Genomic DNA, 17,831 nt, shown 5'->3' on the forward strand with positions numbered 1-17,831 from the left:
CGCGCGGCAAGCGTCCTATCCCCGCGGCGTCATATTTGCGGCGAAACGCAACCGCGGCATGCGACTGGCTTCGTCGGGCAGATCGAATACGACACGCTTGTTCGGGAAGTCGATCTCGACGCGGTCGAAAAGCGACAGGCTGTCCATGCCGAGCAGCAACGCGGGCCGATCGTCGAGCCCCAGAGCGCGAAAAGCCTGGCTGTCGGCAAAGCTGACCGGCAGGTCGTTGACGTCCATCCCGCTGATAACGATGCGCTTGATCGCGGTCCGCATCGCCGGCACTGCCTCGCCCGTGACTGCGTCCAACACGGTGGGGGTGAAGGGCAAGCGATTCTGGCGCTGGGCGGCGACAAGTTTCTGCAACGCGATATTGCCGACGCTGGTCTGGGCGCCGGTGTCGACGATGACGTCGACGCGCTTTCCACCCAGCCGCGCGTCGGACAGGATAAGCCGACCCGCCATATTGCGGGCGGTAACGACGATCGCGTCAGTATCGCGGATGATCGGCCGGGCGCGCTTGCGCGTTTCGAGGATCGACATGCTTTCCTTGCGGAAATCGATCAGAATGCGGCGTTCCTCGAGCATGTCGACGCCGATCAATCCCGCCGCGCCGATATGCCGCCCGAAAAACGCCGGCGCCTCGACCGAGGCGAGGTGGAGGTTCGACATTTGCAGCGCCGCGATGCGATAGCTCTGAACCATCGACGAGCCGCCGATCGTCGCGAGCTTCAGCTTCGCGCCTTCGGTAAGCCGCAGTCGCTCGGCGAGTTCGCGGGCGATCACCGTGCGTTCGGCACCCGTGTCGACAAGGAAAGAAAAGGGGCCTTTTCCCCCGACCATCACCTGCACCGACATGCGCCGCGACGCATCGAGGTCGAACGGCTGGATGAACGGTACGACGGTGATCGGCGGCAGGACGGCCTCGCCCGGCGGCGGGGGTGTGGCCGCGGGAGCCGGTGCAGGATCGGCCGGCGCCGGCGTCGCGCCAATCAGCGCGGGCGCGGCGAGCAGCGCCAAAAGGACGGACCGCTTGGAAGCATTGGTCATCGCTGGCATCCTCAATATATTTTCCGCAATCTACGCCTCATCGTCTCGCGCAGCAAGCGAAACGCCAGTCACTGGTCGAGGCGCATCGCCTGTTCGGCGAGTGAGTCCGCCAGCTCGCCCAGCAACGCATCGTCGATATCCGCCGCGGCGACATTTTCGCGCCCGATCAGCACCAGGACCGGGATCGCCAGCGGGCTGATCCGGTCGAGCGTCTTGTGCAGCATCGTCCCCGCGGCGCGGTCGAGCAGGTCGCCTAGCCGCGCAACGTCGGTCAGCCGCTCGCGCGCATCGGCCCACGCGGCCTCAAGCAACAGATGGTCGGGCTCATATTTGCGCAGCACGTCGAAAATCAGGTCGGTCGAAAAAGTCACCTGCTTGCCCGTCTTGCGTTTCCCCGGATGCTGGCGCTCGATCAGCCCGCCAATCACCGCAACCTCGCGAAAGGCGCGCTTCAACAGATGCGAGCGTTCGACCCATTCGACGAACTCCTCCGACAGAATCTCGGCATCGAACAGGTTCTGCGGGTGCAGGACGGGGCGCAGCGACCATATCGCGATCGCATAGTCCGACGCGACGAAACCCAATGGCTGCAAGCCCGCGCGTTCCATCCTTTTGGTGATGAGCATGCCCAGCGACTGATGCGCATTCCATCCTTCGAACGGATAGCAGACGAGATAATGATTGCCCTCGTGCGGAAAGGTCTCGACGAGCAGTTCGCCAGGCCGCGGCAGCGCCGATCGCAGCGCCTGCATCTCCAGCCAGAAGCGCACATCCTCCGGAAAACGCTGCCAGCTCGCCGGATCGGCGAGAAAGGTTCGCACCCGGTCGGCGAGCCGCGTCGAGATTGCGAGGCGTGCGCCCATATAGCTTGGGATACGCGCGGGCCGCGTCGTCGCGCGCACGATCAGATCGGTATCGCGGATCGACTCGACTTCGAGGCTTAGGCCAGCAAAGGCGAAGGTGTCGCCCGGCGACAGCGTGCTCGCGAAATATTCCTCGACCTTGCCGAGCCGTCGGCCATTCTTGAACCGGACATCGGCCATCGGTGCTTCGACGATAATTCCCGCGTTGAGCCGATGCTGCGCCGCCAACCGCGGATGCGCGATGCGCCAGCGGCCCTGGCCGTCGGGGGCGAGACGGCGGAACCGGTCGTAGCTTTTGAGCGCATAACCGCCGTCGCGCACGAAGCCGAGCAGCCGCGCGAAAATCTGGGGGTCGATCCAGCGATAGGGCTGGGCGGTGCGGATTTCGGCGAGCAGTTCAGCCTCGTCGAACGGCGCCGCGCAGGCGAGCGCCATCACATGCTGCGCGAGCACGTCGAGCGCACCGGGGCGAAAGCGGTCGGCGTCGCGCTCGCCCGCCTCGACCGCGTCGAGCGCGGCGCGGGCTTCCAGATATTCGAAGCGGTTCCCCGGCACGATCAGCGCCTTGCTGGGCTCGTCGAGCCGATGGTTCGCGCGTCCGATACGCTGGAGCAGGCGCGACGAGCCTTTGGGAGCGCCCATCTGGATCACGCAGTCGACGTCGCCCCAGTCGAGCCCCAGGTCGAGACTGGCGGTCGCGACGAGGGCACGGAGCCGACCCTCGGCCATTGCCGCCTCCGCCCGCTGGCGCGCTTCGCGGTCGAGGCTGCCGTGGTGGATCGCGATCGGCAGCGACAGGTCGTTGACCTTCCAAAGCTCCTGAAAGATCAGCTCGGCGAGCCCGCGGGTGTTGCAGAAGATGATCGTCGTGCGGTTCGTCGCGATCACCTCCATCACCTGATGCACGGCGTAGCGACCCGAATGTCCCGCCCAGGGCACCGCGCCCTCGGGCAGCAATATCTCGATATCGGGGTCGGCGCCGGGCTCGCCTTCGACGAGCGTGACCGCGTCGGCATCCGCATCGGGCGCGAGCCAGCCGCGATACTGGTCGGGATCGGCAATCGTCGCAGATAGCCCGACGCGCCGGAGACCGGGAGCGATCCGCTGGAGCCGCGCCATCGCGAGGCTCAGCAAATCGCCGCGCTTGCCCGGCGCAAAGGCGTGGATCTCGTCGATCACGATGGTCTGCAAATCGGCGAACATCGTAAGGCTGTCGGGGTAAGATAACAGCAGCGACAGCGATTCGGGGGTCGTCAGCAGGATGTTCGGCGGGCGGCTGCGCTGACGTGCCTTCTTATCCGAACTCGTATCGCCGCTCCGGCTCTCGACGCTGATGTCGAGCCCCATCTCGGCGATCGGACCGAGGAGGTTGCGCTCGACGTCGGCCGCGAGCGCCTTCAGCGGCGATACATAGAGCGTGTGCAACCGGTCGGACGGATGCTCCGCCAGATCGACGAGCGTTGGCAGGAACCCCGACAGCGTCTTGCCCGCCCCCGTCGCCGCAACGAGCAATGCGTGCTCGCCCCGTTCGCCCGCCGCGAGCATATCGGCCTGATGCCGCCTGAGGCGCCACCCGCGCGCGGCGAACCAGTCGGTGAAGGGGGCGGGGAGAGGCATGCGTTGAACGTGGGGCGGGAGCGAGGCGCGTGCAATGCTTCTCTCGTCGTCGGGGCGAGCGATTGCGGACCTCCCCATATCGTCACCCCGGACTTGCTCCGGGGTCCCGCTTGATACCAAAACCAGCGGGCGCCTTGAAAAAGCGGGCTCCCGGGTCAGGCCCGGGATGTCGGACGTGGGCAATGAAACGTCCGCTCTCCACCCCTAAACGGGCCCTGGCTTAAAGCCGCGCTTCCATCCCCTTCAGCAACCCCCGCCAATGTTCCGCCAGCCGCCGCTGGAACAGCATCAGCTCGAACCCGTGCCGCGCGACATGCTGCTGCGGGATCGCATCCCAACCGCGATGCTCGACCGTCACGCGCGTCTCCGCACCGACTGCCTCGAAACGAACGTCGACCTCGGTCGCCTGATCGGCCTTGAAGCTCGGCAATCGCCAGCCGAACGCCAGCCGCTCGCCGGGCAGCCAGTGGCGCACCGGCCCGATTTCCCACTCCCTGCCATCGTCGAACCGCGTGACGAGCCGCCCGCCAGGTCCCGCTGGGTCGAAGCGCAGCTTCCCGTCGCCCTTGCGCGAAAGCTGGAACAGCGGATGGCTCTTCCACCACATGCCGATATCGCGCGTGAAAGCGGCGAATGCGATGTCCGGCGACACGCCGACGCGCAGCGCGACAATGACCGCGGCGGTCATTCGGGCGCGCTCATTCGCCGCCCTCGACGTGGCGCTTGAACGCCGCGAGCTGGCGCGTCCACAGCGCCTCGGTGTCGGCCAGCCATTGCTTGAGTTCCGCCGTTGCGCCGTCCTTCAGCGAATAGATGCGCACGCGTGCGTCGAAGTGGGGATGCCCATCCTCGACCAGCCCACCCTCCTTCAGCGCGCGCAAATGGCGGCTCATCGCGGGCGGTGCGAGCCCGAGTTCGCCCGCAAGCTCTCCCGCGCTGCGCGGCCGCTCGCCCAGCAATTCGATCGCGCGCCGCCGTTTCGGGTCGGCGAGCGCGTCCAGCATCCGGTCGAGCGCGGCGCTCAATCGTCGAGCCGCGTCTTTGTGGTGAACCCACCCTCGGCGTCCCACTCTTCGGCGGTCTTTTCCTGGACCGTCACGCCGAATGTCCAGATATGCCCCTCGGGGTCCTTTGCGCGGTAGCTGCGGTCGCCGTAGAATTGGGTCTCCGGCTCGGCGATGATCTCGGCCCCCGCGGCGCGCGCTTTTGCGCAATGCGCGTCGATATCCTCTCCGACATCGAGCTGGACATGCACGGATTGCGTGTTCTTGCCGTCGATCGATTTCGGGCTCTTGTGATCGTCGGACCATTCGTTGCCGACCATCACCACCGAACTGCCGAAGCCCATTTCGGAATGCGCCAGGTTGCCCGCTTCATCGAGCAGCACGAACAGCGGCTCGAACCCGAAGGCCTGCTCCAGCCAGCGGAACGCCGCCTTGCTGTCCTGGTAACTGACGGCGCTCGAAAGCCCCTTGCCGCGCGGATGATCGACCATGATTCTCTCCCGAGTCGCTTAACTGATTTCCATTTTATAGAATATTTTCGTAAAAATGAAAATACATGCGTAAGCGCGTGAAGATGCTAATGCTGCGCGATGACCGACGATCTCCGCAATCATATCGACGAGGCGATGACGCTGGCGGCCGCACATCTCGGAAAAGGCCGCGTCGCCGACTATATTCCCGCGCTGGCCAAGGTTGATCCGAACAAGCTCGGCTTCGCACTCGCGCTGCCCGACGGCACCGTCCACACCTCGGGCGACGCCGAAGAGCCCTTCTCGATCCAGTCGGTGTCAAAGCTGTTCACGCTTGCGCTAGCGCTCCGCCGCGTCGGCAGTTCGTTGTGGGATAGCGTCGGGCGCGAACCGTCGGGCAGCGCGTTCAACTCGATCGTGCAACTCGAAAGCGAGCATGGCATTCCGCGCAATCCGCTGATCAACGCGGGCGCGATCGCGACGACCGACCGGCTGATCGACGGGCGCGGCGGCGATGCGGTCGCCGACGAGATTCTCGACTTCATGCGCGCGCGCGCCGGAGACGACAGCGTCGGGATCGATTTCGACGTCGCCTTCTCCGAATCCGAAACCGGCGCACGCAACCGCAGCCTCGCGCATTTCATGGACGCCTTCGGCAACCTCACGCACCCTGTCGAGACGGTCGTCGGCGTCTATTTTCGCCAGTGCGCGATTGCCATGTCGTGCCGCCAGCTCGCCCGCGCCGGGCTGTTCCTGGCGATGGAGGGGCGCGATCCGCTGACCGGCGAGCAATTGATCGAGCCGCACCGCGCCCGGCGCATCAACGCGATCATGATGCTGTGCGGCCATTACGACAATTCGGGCGAGTTCGCTTTCCGTGTCGGGCTGCCGGGCAAGAGCGGCGTCGGCGGGGGCATATTGTGCATTGCGCCGGGACAAGGGTCGATCGCGGTCTGGTCGCCCGCGCTCAATGAGGCGGGGACGTCACTCGCGGGCGCGGTTGCGCTTGAACATTTTGCCTATGCGGCGGGGTGGTCGGTGTTCGACTGACCCTCAGTCGTCGCTGAGCAGCGCCAGCTTCACGCGTGCAGTGCCGCTGCGGTGCATGCCGATTTCGCGGGCGGCGGCGGTGCTGACGTCGATCACGCGGCCGTGCGCAAAGGGGCCGCGGTCGTTGATGCGAACCACGACGCTGTCGCCGTTCGAGGTGTTGGTGACACGCACCAGGCTGCCAAAGGGAAGCGAGCGATGCGCGGCGGTCAGTTGGGCCGGGTCGAAACGTTCGCCGCTCGCGGTGCGGTTTCCGGCCAGTTCATTGCCGTAATAGCTTGCCATACCGCCGCCGATTTCGGTTTCGTCGACGATGTCGGCGATCGGATTGTCGGTGACTTCGACTTCTTGCGCTGCGGCCGAAACCGTGAGCAGAAGCGGTATCATCATGGCAGAAAAGACCCGCACGACATCATCCCCTTGTCAGAGGAGGCGCCAAAAGCAGCGGCGGCCTGCCAAGGCAAGCCGCCGCGCGTTAAACTGAACCTTATTTGCGTCCGGATGTGCGATTTGTACCGTTTTAACGGAACAATAACTGAATTTATACGTCCAGATTCGCCACCGACAGCGCGTTCGTCTGAATGAAATCGCGCCGCGGTTCGACCTCGTCGCCCATCAGTCGTTCGAAGATTTCGTGCGCGACATCGGCCTGTTCGGCCTCGACGCGCAGCAGCGAACGGTTCGACGGATCGAGCGTCGTTTCCCAGAGCTGTTCGGCATTCATCTCGCCCAGCCCCTTATAGCGGCTGATCGCCAGACCCTTGCGGCTGTGCGCAAAAATCGCCTCGAGCAGTTCGGACGGCCGCGTGATCGGGGTGACCTTGCCGGCGGTGGCGGCTGGCAGGTCGCTGTCGCTCGCTTCGGCGTCGTCTTGGGCCGCCTCTGCCGCAGCCAGCGCGGCCGCGTCGGCGGCTTGTGCCGCGGCGCTGCTGCCCTTCACCAGACGGCCCGGATGGGCGTAGGTCTCAGCCTGTTCGCTCGCGAGCTTGTGCAGGCGGCGCGCCTCCTGGCTAGCCAGGAACGCGGCGTCGATCGCATGATGGTCGCTGACCCCGCGCCACCGCTTTTCGAGCGTATAGCCGCCGTCGATCGCGACGATCGTCCATTTCGCCTCGGCACCTCCGGTCAGCGCGCGCTCGGCGGCGTTGAGCCATTCGGCCGCGCGCGCGCCCGCCGCGGTGCGTCCGGCGCTGTCGAGTTCCGGATCGAGTGCGCCGTTTAGCGCCAGCGCTTCGACGAGCTCATAATTATGGCCGCGCGGGACATAGCGCATGAGTGCTCGCAGACGGCGCCCATGCTCAATCAAGTCGCGAAGGTCCGCACCCGACCGCGCGCCGCCGGTGGTTTCGAGCATCAGCGCGTCGATCCCGCCATCGACGAGATAATTTTCGAGCGCGGTATCGTCCTTGAGATAGACCTCGCTCCGCCCTTTCGCGACTTTGTAGAGCGGCGGCTGGGCGATGTAGAGGTGGCCGCCCTCGATGATTTCAGGCATCTGACGATAGAAGAAGGTGAGCAAGAGCGTACGGATATGCGCGCCGTCGACGTCAGCGTCGGTCATAATCACGATCTTGTGATAACGCAGCTTTTCGAGGTTGAACTCGTCGCGAATACCGGTGCCGAGTGCCTGAATGAGCGTGCCGACTTCCTTCGACGAGATGATCCGGTCGAAACGCGCACGCTCGACGTTCAGGATCTTGCCCTTGAGCGGCAGGATCGCCTGCACATGCCGGTCGCGGCCCTGCTTTGCGCTGCCGCCTGCCGAGTCACCCTCGACGAGGAAGAGTTCGCATTTGCTGGGATCGCGTTCCTGGCAGTCGGCGAGCTTGCCGGGCAGGCTCGCGATATCCATCGCGCCCTTGCGCCGGGTCAGTTCGCGCGCCCTCTTCGCGGCCTCGCGTGCCGCGGCGGCGTCGATCACCTTCTGGATCACCGCTTTTGCATAAGCAGGATTTTCCTCGAGCCATTCGGTCATCCGGTCCGCCATCAGGCTTTCGAGCGGCTGGCGCACCTCGGACGAGACGAGCTTGTCCTTGGTCTGCGACGAGAATTTGGGATCGGGCAGCTTGACCGACACGATGGCAGTCAGTCCTTCGCGCATGTCCTCGCCGGTCAGCGAGACCTTTTCCTTCTTCAGGATGCCCGACTTGTCGCCATAGCCGTTCAATGTCCGCGTCAGCGCGGCGCGGAACGCCGCCAAGTGCGTGCCGCCATCGCGCTGCGGGATATTGTTCGTGAAGCAGAGGACATTTTCATAATAGCTGTCGTTCCACTCAAGCGCGACGTCGATGCCGATGCCGTCGCGTTCGCTGCTGATCGCGATCGGATCGGGCAGCAGCGCATTCTTGTTGCGGTCGAGATATTTGACGAACGCCGCGATGCCGCCTTCATAGAAAAGGTCGTGCGACAGATGCTCGGCATGGCGCGCATCGACCAGCTTGATGCGCACGCCGGAGTTCAGAAAGGCGAGTTCGCGGTAGCGATGCTCAAGCTTTTCGAAATCGAATTCGAGGACATTCTTGAACGTCTCGGTCGAGGCCTGAAAGGTGACGCGCGTGCCCTTCTTGCCCGCAGGGGCGGGGCCGTTGACCTTGAGCGGGCCGACCGAATCGCCATTTTCGAAACGCATCCAATGCTCTTCGCCATCGCGCCAGATCGTGAGTTCGAGCCATTCCGAAAGCGCGTTGACAACCGAGACGCCGACGCCGTGGAGGCCGCCCGACACCTTGTAGGCATTGTCGTCGCTGGTGTTCTCGAACTTCCCGCCGGCGTGGAGCTGGGTCATGATGACCTCGGCCGCCGAAATGCCTTCCTCGGCGTGGATGCCGGTCGGAATGCCGCGGCCATTGTCCTCGACGCTGACCGATCCGTCGCTGTTGAGCGTGATCAGGACCAGGTCGCAATGCCCCGCGAGCGCTTCGTCGATCGCATTGTCCGACACCTCGAAAACCATGTGATGCAGGCCCGAGCCGTCGTCGGTGTCGCCGATATACATGCCCGGCCGTTTACGCACCGCGTCGAGGCCCTTCAGAACCTTGATCGAATCGGCGCCATAGGCGTTGGTATTGGGCTGATTGGCGGGCGCGACCGGCGCCGTATTTTCTGGGGTGTCCGTCATATCGATTATATAGGGTCGAAGGCGGCAAAACCCAAGCGAAAATGCGGCTCTTGGTCCCGTCGCGACGAGCGTTGCGCGGGGGCGCCGCGGCGGCTAGTTTCGAAGGCATGAAACATCGTCTCGTCACCCCCGCCGCCGCCTTTCTGATCGCATCGCTCGCCGCGTGCAGCCAGCCCGCGCCGCCCGCCGAAAATGCACCCGCAATTGCCGGCGAGCCGCTCGCCACGCGCGCGGTCATGATCGGCACCGAGGGGCCGAGCCTGCCCGCTTGTTCGAGCATCAGCCGGGTCAAGGCTGGCGGAACCGACGTTTATTGGGCACCGGACGAGACGCGCGCGGTCAAGGCGAAGCTCGCCGGCGGCGCGAATGTTTCGCTATGCGAGGCCGCCGAGAATGACGCCTGGTTCGGCGTCGTCTTCGCCGCACCCGGAACCGATCCCGACATGTGCGGCGTCGGCAAGTCGGTCCAGAACGCCCGCGAATATCAGGGCCCGTGCCGCTGGGGCTGGATCAAGGGCGGGACGGTCCAGCTCGGCGGTTAAAGCCGCAAAAGTCCCGCGTCAGCGCGTTCGATTTGTGTCTTTTGTGGCTTTAGGACCCGTGCGGGATCGCGGCGTCCGCGGGCGATGATTGACGATCCAAAGAACGAACGATCAGGCTGATACAGGGATAATATAGGAAAGCGCCAATATCTCGGGATGCCGAAAGGCCGGAGGCGACCGGACGCTGACCTCCCATATCGTCACCCTCGAACGCGACACGTGGCTCGTTCGACTTGATCCGGGGTCCCGCTTGATGCCGAAGCCGGACGATGCGGAAGAAAAGCGGGATCCCGTGTTAAGCCCGGGAGGACGAAGCTCGGGCAACGACCGATTGCTTCCGTAGCGCCAGCATAGCCCCTCCCCTGAAGTGGAGGGGCTTTGGAAATGAAACGCCCGCTCCCCGCCCCAAAAAAAGACATCACCTTCAAATAGGTCTTTCCTACATTATCCGGCTGTGCGAGCCTCATCCGGCTCTTTCTTTCGGTGAACAAAAAGCTGGTCGCGGCCCGGCTTGTGGGTGCGATCACGATCGGACGTGCCGCGCACGTCCAGCACTCCGCGACTTGCAAATCGGGGCGCTCATAGGGCTGAACTTTCCTGAACTTTGGAATATTGCGCGGCCCTGATCCCCGATCCAGCCGGCGATAGCCAAAGAGGGGAACGGCAGCTCACCACCCCAAAACCGACATTCCCTGACTATCCGCGGCAATCCTCGATCACGCGGCCGATCTCCGACTGGACCGGCAGAGTCAGAGCGCCGCCGCCCGGCGTTTCGAGCGCGAAGCGGCCGCGGCTGAAGGCGATGCGGTCGAGCCGCGGGTCGCGATTGCCGAGGTTCGCGCTGCCGCCGTCGAAATTGATCTGGTCGATGCCCGCACTCGTTCGCAGGCTGACATTGCCCGAAAGACCCGAGGTCACCCGGATACCGCCACCGCTGCACGTCATGCTGAGTAGCGGGCTGGCGCTGCCGGTCCGGACGAACGCCGCGGTGCGGCTGCCCGCATCATAGCGCCAGGCGCCGGCATCGACCGCACGATCCTCCCAACTCGCCGTCGGGGTCGGCAGCGGCGCGGGCGTCGGCGTGGGCGCGACCGGACGCGGTGCCGGGGGCGGGGCGGCGGGCTGCGGGATCGCGGTACAGCCCGCAACAATGAGCATCAGCGCGCCCGTGACGCCATAGCGAAAACCCGGCTGCTTGCTGGTCATCATTAAAATCCCTGCCAATCAATCACTTCGTCGAGCTGCGCGCGTGGCACCGCCCACTGGTTCACCGCCGCATCGGTGTCGGCATAGCCGATCGCGAGCCCGGTGAACAAAATCTGTCCCTCGCCCAGTCCGAGCGTGCGCCGGACGGTTTCTCCATACATCGCCCAGCATTCCTGCGGACAACTGGCAAGGCCATGTTCGATGAGCAGCAACATCACCGATTGCAGCCACATGCCCATGTCCGACCATTGCGGCGGCCCCATGATGCGCGAACAATGAAGGAAAAGCATCACCGGTGCGTCGAAGCCCCGGTAATTGTCCATGAACCGAGCGAGGCGTCCCGCCTTGTCTTCGCGCGGGATACCTAGCGAGGCGTAGAGCGCCTCGCCCACCCCGAAACGGCGATCGGTCCAAGGTTCGGTCAGTTCGCGAGGGTAGATGTCATATTCGGGCTGCTGCCCCTCGCGCCCCATCGCGATTCGCTCGGCAACCGCGTCCTTCACCGCCTGCCAGGGTTCGCCGGTCAGCACCGTCACCTGCCAAGGCTGGAGATTGCCGCCCGACGGCGCGCGCTGCGCGGCCGTGAAAATCTCCCGGAGCAACGCCGGGTCGACGGGCCGATCGGTAAAGGCGCGCACCGAACGGCGCGCGTGCAGGGCCTGGGTAACGCTGGTGTCAGTCGCTGGCATATTTATCCTCTCGCCGCTTGCCGAACAGCAATTTGCGTTCGAGCCGGGCCTTCAGCTGGCGGTAGTAGGAAAGCAGGAAGACGTCATCCTCTTCGGCGACGGGCCGGCCGATCTTGGCGCGGATCGCGTCGGCGACCTCGCGCATTGCGCGCGCGTCGCGACCGCGTAATACGCGTTCGAGTTCCTGCAGTTCGAAAATCCCGTAAACGGCGAGTTCGGCTTCGGTGAAGGCCATCGCTTCACCGGCCGCCTCGCCGGCGATATCGGCGTCAAGCTTGACGCGCTGCGCCATCACGACCCAGGTTCCCGCGATCAGGTCGCCCATCCGCATCCGGTCGCGGTTGAACAGCAGGAACAGGCTGAGGGTCAGCGACCAGAGCACGCCGACAAGGATGAGCCAGCCCGACACCGCATCCTCCGCGACACCCACGCCCAGCATCATCAGCGGGAGAAAGATTTCGAGCTCGCGGATCAGGTTGCGCGCGACGACCGCATCGGCGGTCAGCCGGCCGCCGTCGCGTGCGACGACGCGGATTCCCATCATCCTTTTGCCGGGCGTCGCGGCGCGCGAACCCAGCTCGAAGCCGATGAACCAGAAGGTACGCAGCAGGAAGGCGCCGAGCATCCAGATGACCTCGGTGATGTCCGACCGCGAGGCGACACCGACCCACAGCACGACGAGCCAGAACAGGAAGAGCGCGCACTGGATCAGGATCATATCGGTCAGCAGTGCGCCGAAGCGCAGCCCCGAACCGGCGATCTTCAGTTCCAGATCGACGCCTTCGGGTGTGATGAACTGACGGGTCTTCTTCGCCCGCGCAGCGCGCAGCCGGGCATCGGCCTGTGCGGCGGCACTCATGTCACATCCTCGCGCCGCGGAATGTAATAATAAGCGATCCAGAACAAAAGCATCAGCGAACCGATGGCATAGCGCAGCACCGTGTCGGTGATCAGTTGGCGGCCGAAACCTTCGAGCAGCCCGGCGGCGAACAGCATCAAAATGACGCCGACCATGACCTTTCCCGCGGTGCGTCCGGCGTCCGCCGCCGCTTGCAACCGCCCGCGTGCGCCGGGAAAGACAACCGCGGCGCCGATCCGCAGGCCCGCGGCGCCCGACAAGGCGGCAGCGAACAGCTCGGTCGTGCCATGGATGAAAAGCCAGCCGCCGAAATCATAGCCCAGCCCCTTGGCCGAAAAGACCGCCATCATCGCGCCGAGCCCGATGCCCTGATAATATTCGAGCATCATCGTGGGCACGCCAAAGGCGAAGCCGAGCGCGAAGGACATGATCGAAACCTGGCTGTTGTGCGTGAACAAATAGGTGGCGAAGACGTGCAGCCCGCTCTCACCCTCGCCCGCGACCGCCTTGCCATGGCCCAGCGTCGACTGGAGAAATTCGACGGTCGCGCGCGGATCGCGGCCTCCTGACATCTCCTCGTCGACGAAATTGAAATACCATTCGGGGTTGCTCGATACGAGCGAATAGCTGGTCAGCGCGCCGAGAAGGATGACGAGCGCGATGATGATGGTCTCCTTCCACACCGACCGCACCGCGGCGGGCCAGTCGTAGAGGAAGAAGCGGCGCAAGCGATTGAGCCGGCTTTCGCGCACGCCATAGACGAGGAAATAGCCGCGGATGGACAGCGCCTCGAGATGGTCGAGTAGCGCCTTGTCGAGGCTTGTCGCGCGCGCGATCGACAGCGACGACAGCGTCGCACGATAGAGCAAGGGCAGTTGCAGCAGCTCGTCGCTGGACAGCGCCGCCGATCCTTTCTTCTCCAGCTTGGTGAGCAAGAGGTCGAAGGCGATCCAGTCGGCCTCGCGCTCTGCGCGGAAACGGCTCGTCGAAAAGCTGGGCGCGCCCATCGCGCGAGCGGGGGCGGCGGGCGGGATCACAGGCTGCCCGCCCGTTTGATGCCGAGATAGGCCTCGACAGCGCTCGCTCCCATCGCGTCGGCCGGAACCTCGATAACGTCGGCGCCGAGGCGCTGGAGCCGCGCGATCACGAGCTGCCGGTCGCGCAGCATCGCCGCGGCGACGTTCGAGCGCGTGATGTCGGCACCGCTTTCGGGGCGCCGCCGTTCCTCTGCCTCGACCTCCTCGTCCTTGATGACGACGAATAGCAGCCGATGCTTCTTAGCCAGCCGACCGGCGGCGCGGATCATCAGGTCGGCGCTCGTCGCGTCGGTGAATTCGGTGAAGAGGATGATCAGCGAGCGACGGTTGAGCTGCGCGCTGAGCGTCGTCAGCGCGAGGGTGAAATTGCTCTCGACATGCGCATAGTCGATCAGGCTGGCTGCCCGCTGCAACGCCGGGAAATCCTGGGTGTGCATATAAGCGGGGGTCAACGTCTGCGGCTTTGCGGCAAAGGAGAAGAAGCTGATCCGATCGTTCAGTTTCAGCCCGACATAGGCGAGCAGCAGCGCCGCCGACACCGCGCGGTCGACGCGCGGCATGCCGCCGACGGGCTCAGCCATCGTCCGTCCGCCGTCGATCGCGAGCACGACGCGGTTGTCGCGTTCGACGCGATATTCCTTTGCCAGCAATTTGACGTGGCGCGCCGACGCGTTCCAGTCGATCGCGCGGCGATCCATCCCCGGCTGATATTCGGCGAGCGCCTCATATTCAGTGCCTTCGCCGCGAAAGCGCTGTTGGCGAAGACCGAACCAGCTATTGCGCTGGAACAATCGGCTGCCTTCGTCGGTCACCGCGCGCAGGCTGGGGACGACGTTGATCGACCCGTCGATCGCAAACTTGCGCTGTTTCCAGACCAGTCCGAGCGGCCCTGCCCAGCGGATCCACAGCGCCTCGACCAATGCCTTCCCTCGCCGCGATGCAGTGAGCGACAATGTGCGGACGAGGGCTTCGCCGGTGGCCGTCCGACGCATATCGTCCGCGAGACGCCCGCCCTCGGCAAGCCGCTCGTCGAGCGCGAGTGCGACCTCGGCACGCGGTGGAAGCGCGGCGGCCCTCGCGGATAGACCGAGATCGAATGGATCGCCGACCCCGACCTGATGTGGAAACTGAGCATCGAGACGGAGATGGCGCGGATTGGCGCCCGCGATGGTATCGAGGACCAGGCAGGCGAGGATCACACCGATCCAACCGGGCGCGACCAGCCACAGCTCGGGCCGGATCAGCCCGAGCGCGAGCGCCATTGGGGCGCCCGCGAGCAGCAAGTAGATCGCCCGGCGGGTGGGATAGATCACCGGGGAACTTCCTCGCGATCGAGCAATGCTGCGACGATCTGCTCGACGCTGCGCCCTTCGATCTCGGCGGCGGCCGACAGGATGACGCGGTGGCGCAGCACGCCCGCAGCGAGGCGCTGGACGTCGTCGGGGATCACATAGTCGCGCCCGTCGAGCGCCGCCGCGGCGCAGGCCGCGCGCGCGAGCAAGGTCGCGGCGCGCGGGCTGGCGCCGCATTCGAGGTCGGCGCTCTCGCGCGTCGCGCGGACGATGCGGACGATATAATCGACGATCTCGTCGGCGAGGCGAACGGTCGCGATCGTGTCGATCGCGGCCTCGATCGTCTTGGCGTTCGCAACCTCGGTGACGCCGAAATCGGCGACCGCGGGACTTTTGAAGCGCCCGCCATGGTCGGCGACGATGCGCCGCTCTTCATCGGCGGCGGGATAGTCGACGACGAGCTTGAACAGGAAGCGGTCGAGCTGTGCTTCGGGCAGCGGGTAGACGCCTTGCTGCTCGATCGGGTTCTGCGTCGCGAGCACGGTGAAACGCGGGCTCATTACATGCGCTTCGCCGTTGATCGTCACGCGGCGTTCCTGCATCGCTTCCAGCAGCGCGGCCTGTGTCTTGGGAGGCGTGCGGTTGATCTCGTCGGCGAGCAGCAGTTCGGTGAAGATCGGCCCCTTGGTCAGAGTAAAGCTCGACGTCTGAAAGTTGAACAGGTTCGACCCCAAAATGTCGCCCGGCATCAGGTCCGGCGTGAACTGGATGCGCCCGAAATCGAGCCCCGTTGCCCTCGCGAACGCCTGCGCCAGCAAAGTCTTTGCGGTGCCCGGCGGACCTTCGAGCAGGACATGCCCGCCCGCGAGCAGCGCGATCGTCACCATTCGGGTGAGCGGCGCCTGCCCGAACACGACCTTGGCGACCTCGGCCTCGATCGCGGCACCGAGCGCCTGGACGCTCTCAACGCCTTTGCCGACGGGATTAGCTGTCACGGAGTAAATCCTTCCTGATGTCGTGCAGCGCTTGCGCGTCTGCCAGAAATTCGTGGGTATTGCGCGCGAGCGGCAGGCGCCGCGCGAGGCTGGAGAAGAGTTCGCTTCCCGGATCCAGATGCTTGTCGATCCAGCGGTCGGTCGCCGCATCGTCGAACCCGCCGGGCGCGTGGATCCGCCGCGCGATCGCGATACGCTGGCTTTTCACATACGCGTCGGCGCCGTCGAGTTCGCGCCGTGCCTGTTTGATCAGGTCGGCACTGTTCGCGATCAAGGCCGCCTTCGATACCGGAATCGCGCGGCCGGGCCGCAGTGCCGGGCCAAAGCGCATCCATGCCTGCCACAGCGCGAGCAGCCCGGCGGCGATCAGGCAAAGCGTGATGCCGATAAAGGGCGGGACGAAGGCAAAGCGGAGCAGCGAGCGCTGGCCGCCGAAGCCGTTGAGCGTCAGGTCGAACACAAGGCCGTCGGCGTCGGCATATTCGGCAATGGCGTCGATCAGGTTTGCCGCCGCGACCGCCCTATCGCGCGTTGAAAAAGCGAAATTGTTGATGAGATCAGGGTCGGCGAGGATGTAGAGGTCGCGGTCGCCGACTTGCGCGAGCACCGCGCCACCGTTCGGCCCTGCGATCAGCGTTTCGAGATTGTCACCCGTGATCGTCTGCACATTGTCGGGTAGCGCGGCGATGAAGCTGCGTCCGGCAAGCCGTGCCGGCACTTCCTGCGCCTTGCTGGCCGCCGCCTTGATCTCAACCGTCCCGAAATGCGCGGAAGGCAGCATCTTGGCCGGCGGCCGGGCCGGAACCCCCGCGCTGACCCATCCCGGCTTCTGCGTCTGCCCCGGCACGGCGATCGTCTGCCATTTGGGCAGCACGATCAGCGCGGCCGTACTACGTTGCGCATCGAGCAGTTCGGCAATTTCAGGGGCGCGAGTGCGGTGTGTAGGCGTCAGCACGAGCAGCGGTTCATATTCGTCATATTGCGTCGTATCGACGCGACGCCGGAGTTCAACGTCGGCTCCGGCGCGCTCGACGAGGTCGACAATCCCCGCATAGCCCGGCGCCGCCTTTGACAGCGCGTGACCGCCACCATCCTTGCCGCTGCTGAGCTGCGGGCCCAATGCGATCAACGCCCACAGCGCGATAAAGGCGACGATGCCGATCACCACGACGCCCGCGATCAACCGGGGATTGAAACCATGGTCATTGGTGGCCGAATTGCTCATGCCCGCGCCCAATTCTTCGGCACCGTCAGTTCGGCATAGGCGCCGCGGCATGTCTGCCATGCGCCGGCGTCGATCGAGCGTCCGCCGAAGAGACTGATCTCGACCGCGCGGGCGATGCGGCTGAACGCGTCGCGGGCCGCCGCGGGCAGGTCGCGCGCTTCGGCAAGATCGCGCGAGGTCATGGCGGGCCTGACGAGCCCTGGGCGGCGGTTTTCGATGTCTTCGACGCTGCGATAGAGCAGAAGATGCACCGCTTCCGCAAAGCGTCCCTCGGCAGCGAGCGCGTCAGCCTCGGCAAGCAACGCGCGCGCCGCGCCGGCTTCGGCCAGGCCGATGCCGTCTTCGGCATCGTCACCCGCCGCCTTGCGACGGAACGGCAGATTATCGACCCAGCGCGCAAAGGCGGGAACGAAATGGTAGAGGAGGAACAGGACCAGCAGCGCGACCCCGATCCACATCAGCGGCTTGGCAGCCGGCGCGCTCCACTGAAAAAAGTTTCCGATCGCGTCGAACAGCGACCTCAGCCACTCGGGTGTCGGCGGCGGCGGGGGCGGCGGCGGCGGGAAGGCGGTCTGGATCTCGCCGCCCGCGATCGTCTGGCTATAGCCCGGATCGACGAGTTCGGGATCGAGCAGCCATCCTTGGCTGGACGGTTCGGACGCGGTCGACGCCTGGGCGATCCATAAGGATATCATGTTGAAAAGATGGCCCCGCCCCGATCGTGCATCGAATATGGTGGTAGCGCGAGCGAGCGCGGCAAGGCAAGAGATGCTTGCGCGCCGGACTGCCCCGTTCTAGCGCGCGGCAAAATCGGCCC

The 17,831-nt window shown here is 65.2% G+C and carries 17 protein-coding genes; 2 read left to right on the top strand and 15 right to left on the bottom strand.

Features of this window, described 5'->3' with window-relative positions; genetic code table 11:
* Positions 1–15: 15 nt before the first annotated feature.
* The 5 genes from KEC45_RS18445 to KEC45_RS18465 all read right to left on the bottom strand — a co-directional run bounded on the left by KEC45_RS18445 (position 16) and on the right by KEC45_RS18465 (position 5,022).
* On the bottom strand, positions 16–1,047 hold the full coding sequence (locus tag KEC45_RS18445) for an aspartyl protease family protein (protein WP_062186471.1): 1,032 nt from the start codon (positions 1,045–1,047) through the stop codon (positions 16–18).
* 68 nt (positions 1,048–1,115) lie between these two features.
* The gene (locus KEC45_RS18450; RefSeq protein WP_062186469.1) at positions 1,116–3,527 is read right to left on the bottom strand and encodes a ligase-associated DNA damage response DEXH box helicase; all 2,412 of its coding nucleotides are present in this window, start codon (positions 3,525–3,527) and stop codon (positions 1,116–1,118) included.
* 220 nt (positions 3,528–3,747) lie between these two features.
* The gene (locus KEC45_RS18455) at positions 3,748–4,215 is read right to left on the bottom strand and encodes an SRPBCC domain-containing protein (RefSeq protein ID WP_062186466.1); all 468 of its coding nucleotides are present in this window, start codon (positions 4,213–4,215) and stop codon (positions 3,748–3,750) included.
* 10 nt (positions 4,216–4,225) lie between these two features.
* A complete protein-coding gene (locus KEC45_RS18460; RefSeq protein ID WP_062186465.1) occupies positions 4,226–4,552 on the bottom strand; it encodes a helix-turn-helix transcriptional regulator in 327 nt (108 codons plus the stop codon).
* On the bottom strand, positions 4,549–5,022 hold the full coding sequence (locus KEC45_RS18465; RefSeq protein ID WP_062186462.1) for a VOC family protein: 474 nt from the start codon (positions 5,020–5,022) through the stop codon (positions 4,549–4,551). Before KEC45_RS18465 ends, KEC45_RS18460 begins: the two co-directional genes overlap by 4 nt.
* Before the next feature lie 135 nt (positions 5,023–5,157).
* Here KEC45_RS18465 and KEC45_RS18470 point away from each other — a divergent pair, with 135 nt between their 5' ends.
* Positions 5,158–6,051: a glutaminase gene (locus tag KEC45_RS18470; RefSeq protein ID WP_062187090.1), complete on the top strand. Its 894-nt coding sequence runs from the start codon at positions 5,158–5,160 to the stop codon at positions 6,049–6,051.
* 3 nt (positions 6,052–6,054) lie between these two features.
* Here the strand turns inward: KEC45_RS18470 and KEC45_RS18475 are convergent, their stop codons facing one another.
* Together KEC45_RS18475 and gyrB are read right to left on the bottom strand one after the other, a co-directional pair.
* Complete coding sequence (locus KEC45_RS18475) at positions 6,055–6,441, bottom strand: septal ring lytic transglycosylase RlpA family protein (protein WP_302851579.1); 387 nt, start codon at positions 6,439–6,441, stop codon at positions 6,055–6,057.
* A 151-nt stretch (positions 6,442–6,592) separates the two neighbouring features.
* Positions 6,593–9,169, bottom strand: a complete 2,577-nt coding sequence (gene gyrB, locus KEC45_RS18480) for a DNA topoisomerase (ATP-hydrolyzing) subunit B (protein ID WP_062186452.1) — start codon at positions 9,167–9,169, stop codon at positions 6,593–6,595.
* A gap of 107 nt (positions 9,170–9,276) precedes the next feature.
* Between gyrB and KEC45_RS18485 the strand changes: the two genes are divergently transcribed.
* Positions 9,277–9,711, top strand: coding sequence for a hypothetical protein (locus KEC45_RS18485; protein ID WP_152682500.1), 435 nt, complete (start codon positions 9,277–9,279; stop codon positions 9,709–9,711).
* Between the two features lie 696 nt (positions 9,712–10,407).
* On the opposite strand, the gene KEC45_RS18490 is transcribed toward KEC45_RS18485, so the two are convergent.
* From KEC45_RS18490 to KEC45_RS18525, 8 genes are all read right to left on the bottom strand, one after another.
* A complete protein-coding gene (locus KEC45_RS18490; protein ID WP_062187088.1) occupies positions 10,408–10,917 on the bottom strand; it encodes a hypothetical protein in 510 nt (169 codons plus the stop codon).
* 2 nt (positions 10,918–10,919) lie between these two features.
* Positions 10,920–11,606: a nitroreductase gene (locus KEC45_RS18495; protein ID WP_062186447.1), complete on the bottom strand. Its 687-nt coding sequence runs from the start codon at positions 11,604–11,606 to the stop codon at positions 10,920–10,922.
* On the bottom strand, positions 11,593–12,465 hold the full coding sequence (locus tag KEC45_RS18500; protein ID WP_062186444.1) for an RDD family protein: 873 nt from the start codon (positions 12,463–12,465) through the stop codon (positions 11,593–11,595). The genes KEC45_RS18495 and KEC45_RS18500 overlap by 14 nt, the downstream gene beginning before the upstream one ends.
* Positions 12,462–13,472, bottom strand: coding sequence for a stage II sporulation protein M (locus KEC45_RS18505; protein WP_062186442.1), 1,011 nt, complete (start codon positions 13,470–13,472; stop codon positions 12,462–12,464). The genes KEC45_RS18500 and KEC45_RS18505 overlap by 4 nt, the downstream gene beginning before the upstream one ends.
* Positions 13,473–13,498: 26 nt before the next feature.
* Positions 13,499–14,815, bottom strand: coding sequence for a DUF58 domain-containing protein (locus KEC45_RS18510; protein WP_252171232.1), 1,317 nt, complete (start codon positions 14,813–14,815; stop codon positions 13,499–13,501).
* Positions 14,812–15,708 carry an AAA family ATPase gene (locus KEC45_RS18515; RefSeq protein ID WP_368389975.1) on the bottom strand — a complete coding sequence of 299 codons (897 nt, stop codon included), beginning with the start codon at positions 15,706–15,708 and terminating at the stop codon, positions 14,812–14,814. Before KEC45_RS18515 ends, KEC45_RS18510 begins: the two co-directional genes overlap by 4 nt.
* A 70-nt stretch (positions 15,709–15,778) precedes the next feature.
* Positions 15,779–17,014: a DUF4350 domain-containing protein gene (locus tag KEC45_RS18520; RefSeq protein WP_252171233.1), complete on the bottom strand. Its 1,236-nt coding sequence runs from the start codon at positions 17,012–17,014 to the stop codon at positions 15,779–15,781.
* Positions 17,011–17,709, bottom strand: coding sequence for a DUF4129 domain-containing protein (locus tag KEC45_RS18525; RefSeq protein ID WP_252171234.1), 699 nt, complete (start codon positions 17,707–17,709; stop codon positions 17,011–17,013). Before KEC45_RS18525 ends, KEC45_RS18520 begins: the two co-directional genes overlap by 4 nt.
* Positions 17,710–17,831: the final 122 nt, after the last annotated feature.

The organism is Sphingopyxis sp. USTB-05 (assembly GCF_023822045.1).
In the GTDB taxonomy this organism is placed as follows: domain Bacteria; phylum Pseudomonadota; class Alphaproteobacteria; order Sphingomonadales; family Sphingomonadaceae; genus Sphingopyxis.

Bases quoted from the DNA above. Each gene is read 5' to 3' on its own strand.
- KEC45_RS18445 (WP_062186471.1), bottom strand. From the start codon at position 1,047: ATGACCAATGCTTCCAAGCGGTCCGTCCTTTTGGCGCTGCTCGCCGCG.
- KEC45_RS18450 (WP_062186469.1), bottom strand. From the start codon at position 3,527: ATGCCTCTCCCCGCCCCCTTCACCGACTGGTTCGCCGCGCGCGGGTGG.
- KEC45_RS18455 (WP_062186466.1), bottom strand. From the start codon at position 4,215: ATGACCGCCGCGGTCATTGTCGCGCTGCGCGTCGGCGTGTCGCCGGAC.
- KEC45_RS18465 (WP_062186462.1), bottom strand. From the start codon at position 5,022: ATGGTCGATCATCCGCGCGGCAAGGGGCTTTCGAGCGCCGTCAGTTAC.
- KEC45_RS18470 (WP_062187090.1), top strand. From the start codon at position 5,158: ATGACGCTGGCGGCCGCACATCTCGGAAAAGGCCGCGTCGCCGACTAT.
- KEC45_RS18475 (WP_302851579.1), bottom strand. From the start codon at position 6,441: ATGATGATACCGCTTCTGCTCACGGTTTCGGCCGCAGCGCAAGAAGTC.
- gyrB (WP_062186452.1), bottom strand. From the start codon at position 9,169: ATGACGGACACCCCAGAAAATACGGCGCCGGTCGCGCCCGCCAATCAG.
- KEC45_RS18485 (WP_152682500.1), top strand. From the start codon at position 9,277: ATGAAACATCGTCTCGTCACCCCCGCCGCCGCCTTTCTGATCGCATCG.
- KEC45_RS18490 (WP_062187088.1), bottom strand. From the start codon at position 10,917: ATGACCAGCAAGCAGCCGGGTTTTCGCTATGGCGTCACGGGCGCGCTG.
- KEC45_RS18495 (WP_062186447.1), bottom strand. From the start codon at position 11,606: ATGCCAGCGACTGACACCAGCGTTACCCAGGCCCTGCACGCGCGCCGT.
- KEC45_RS18500 (WP_062186444.1), bottom strand. From the start codon at position 12,465: ATGAGTGCCGCCGCACAGGCCGATGCCCGGCTGCGCGCTGCGCGGGCG.
- KEC45_RS18505 (WP_062186442.1), bottom strand. From the start codon at position 13,472: ATGGGCGCGCCCAGCTTTTCGACGAGCCGTTTCCGCGCAGAGCGCGAG.
- KEC45_RS18520 (WP_252171233.1), bottom strand. From the start codon at position 17,014: ATGAGCAATTCGGCCACCAATGACCATGGTTTCAATCCCCGGTTGATC.
- KEC45_RS18525 (WP_252171234.1), bottom strand. From the start codon at position 17,709: ATGATATCCTTATGGATCGCCCAGGCGTCGACCGCGTCCGAACCGTCC.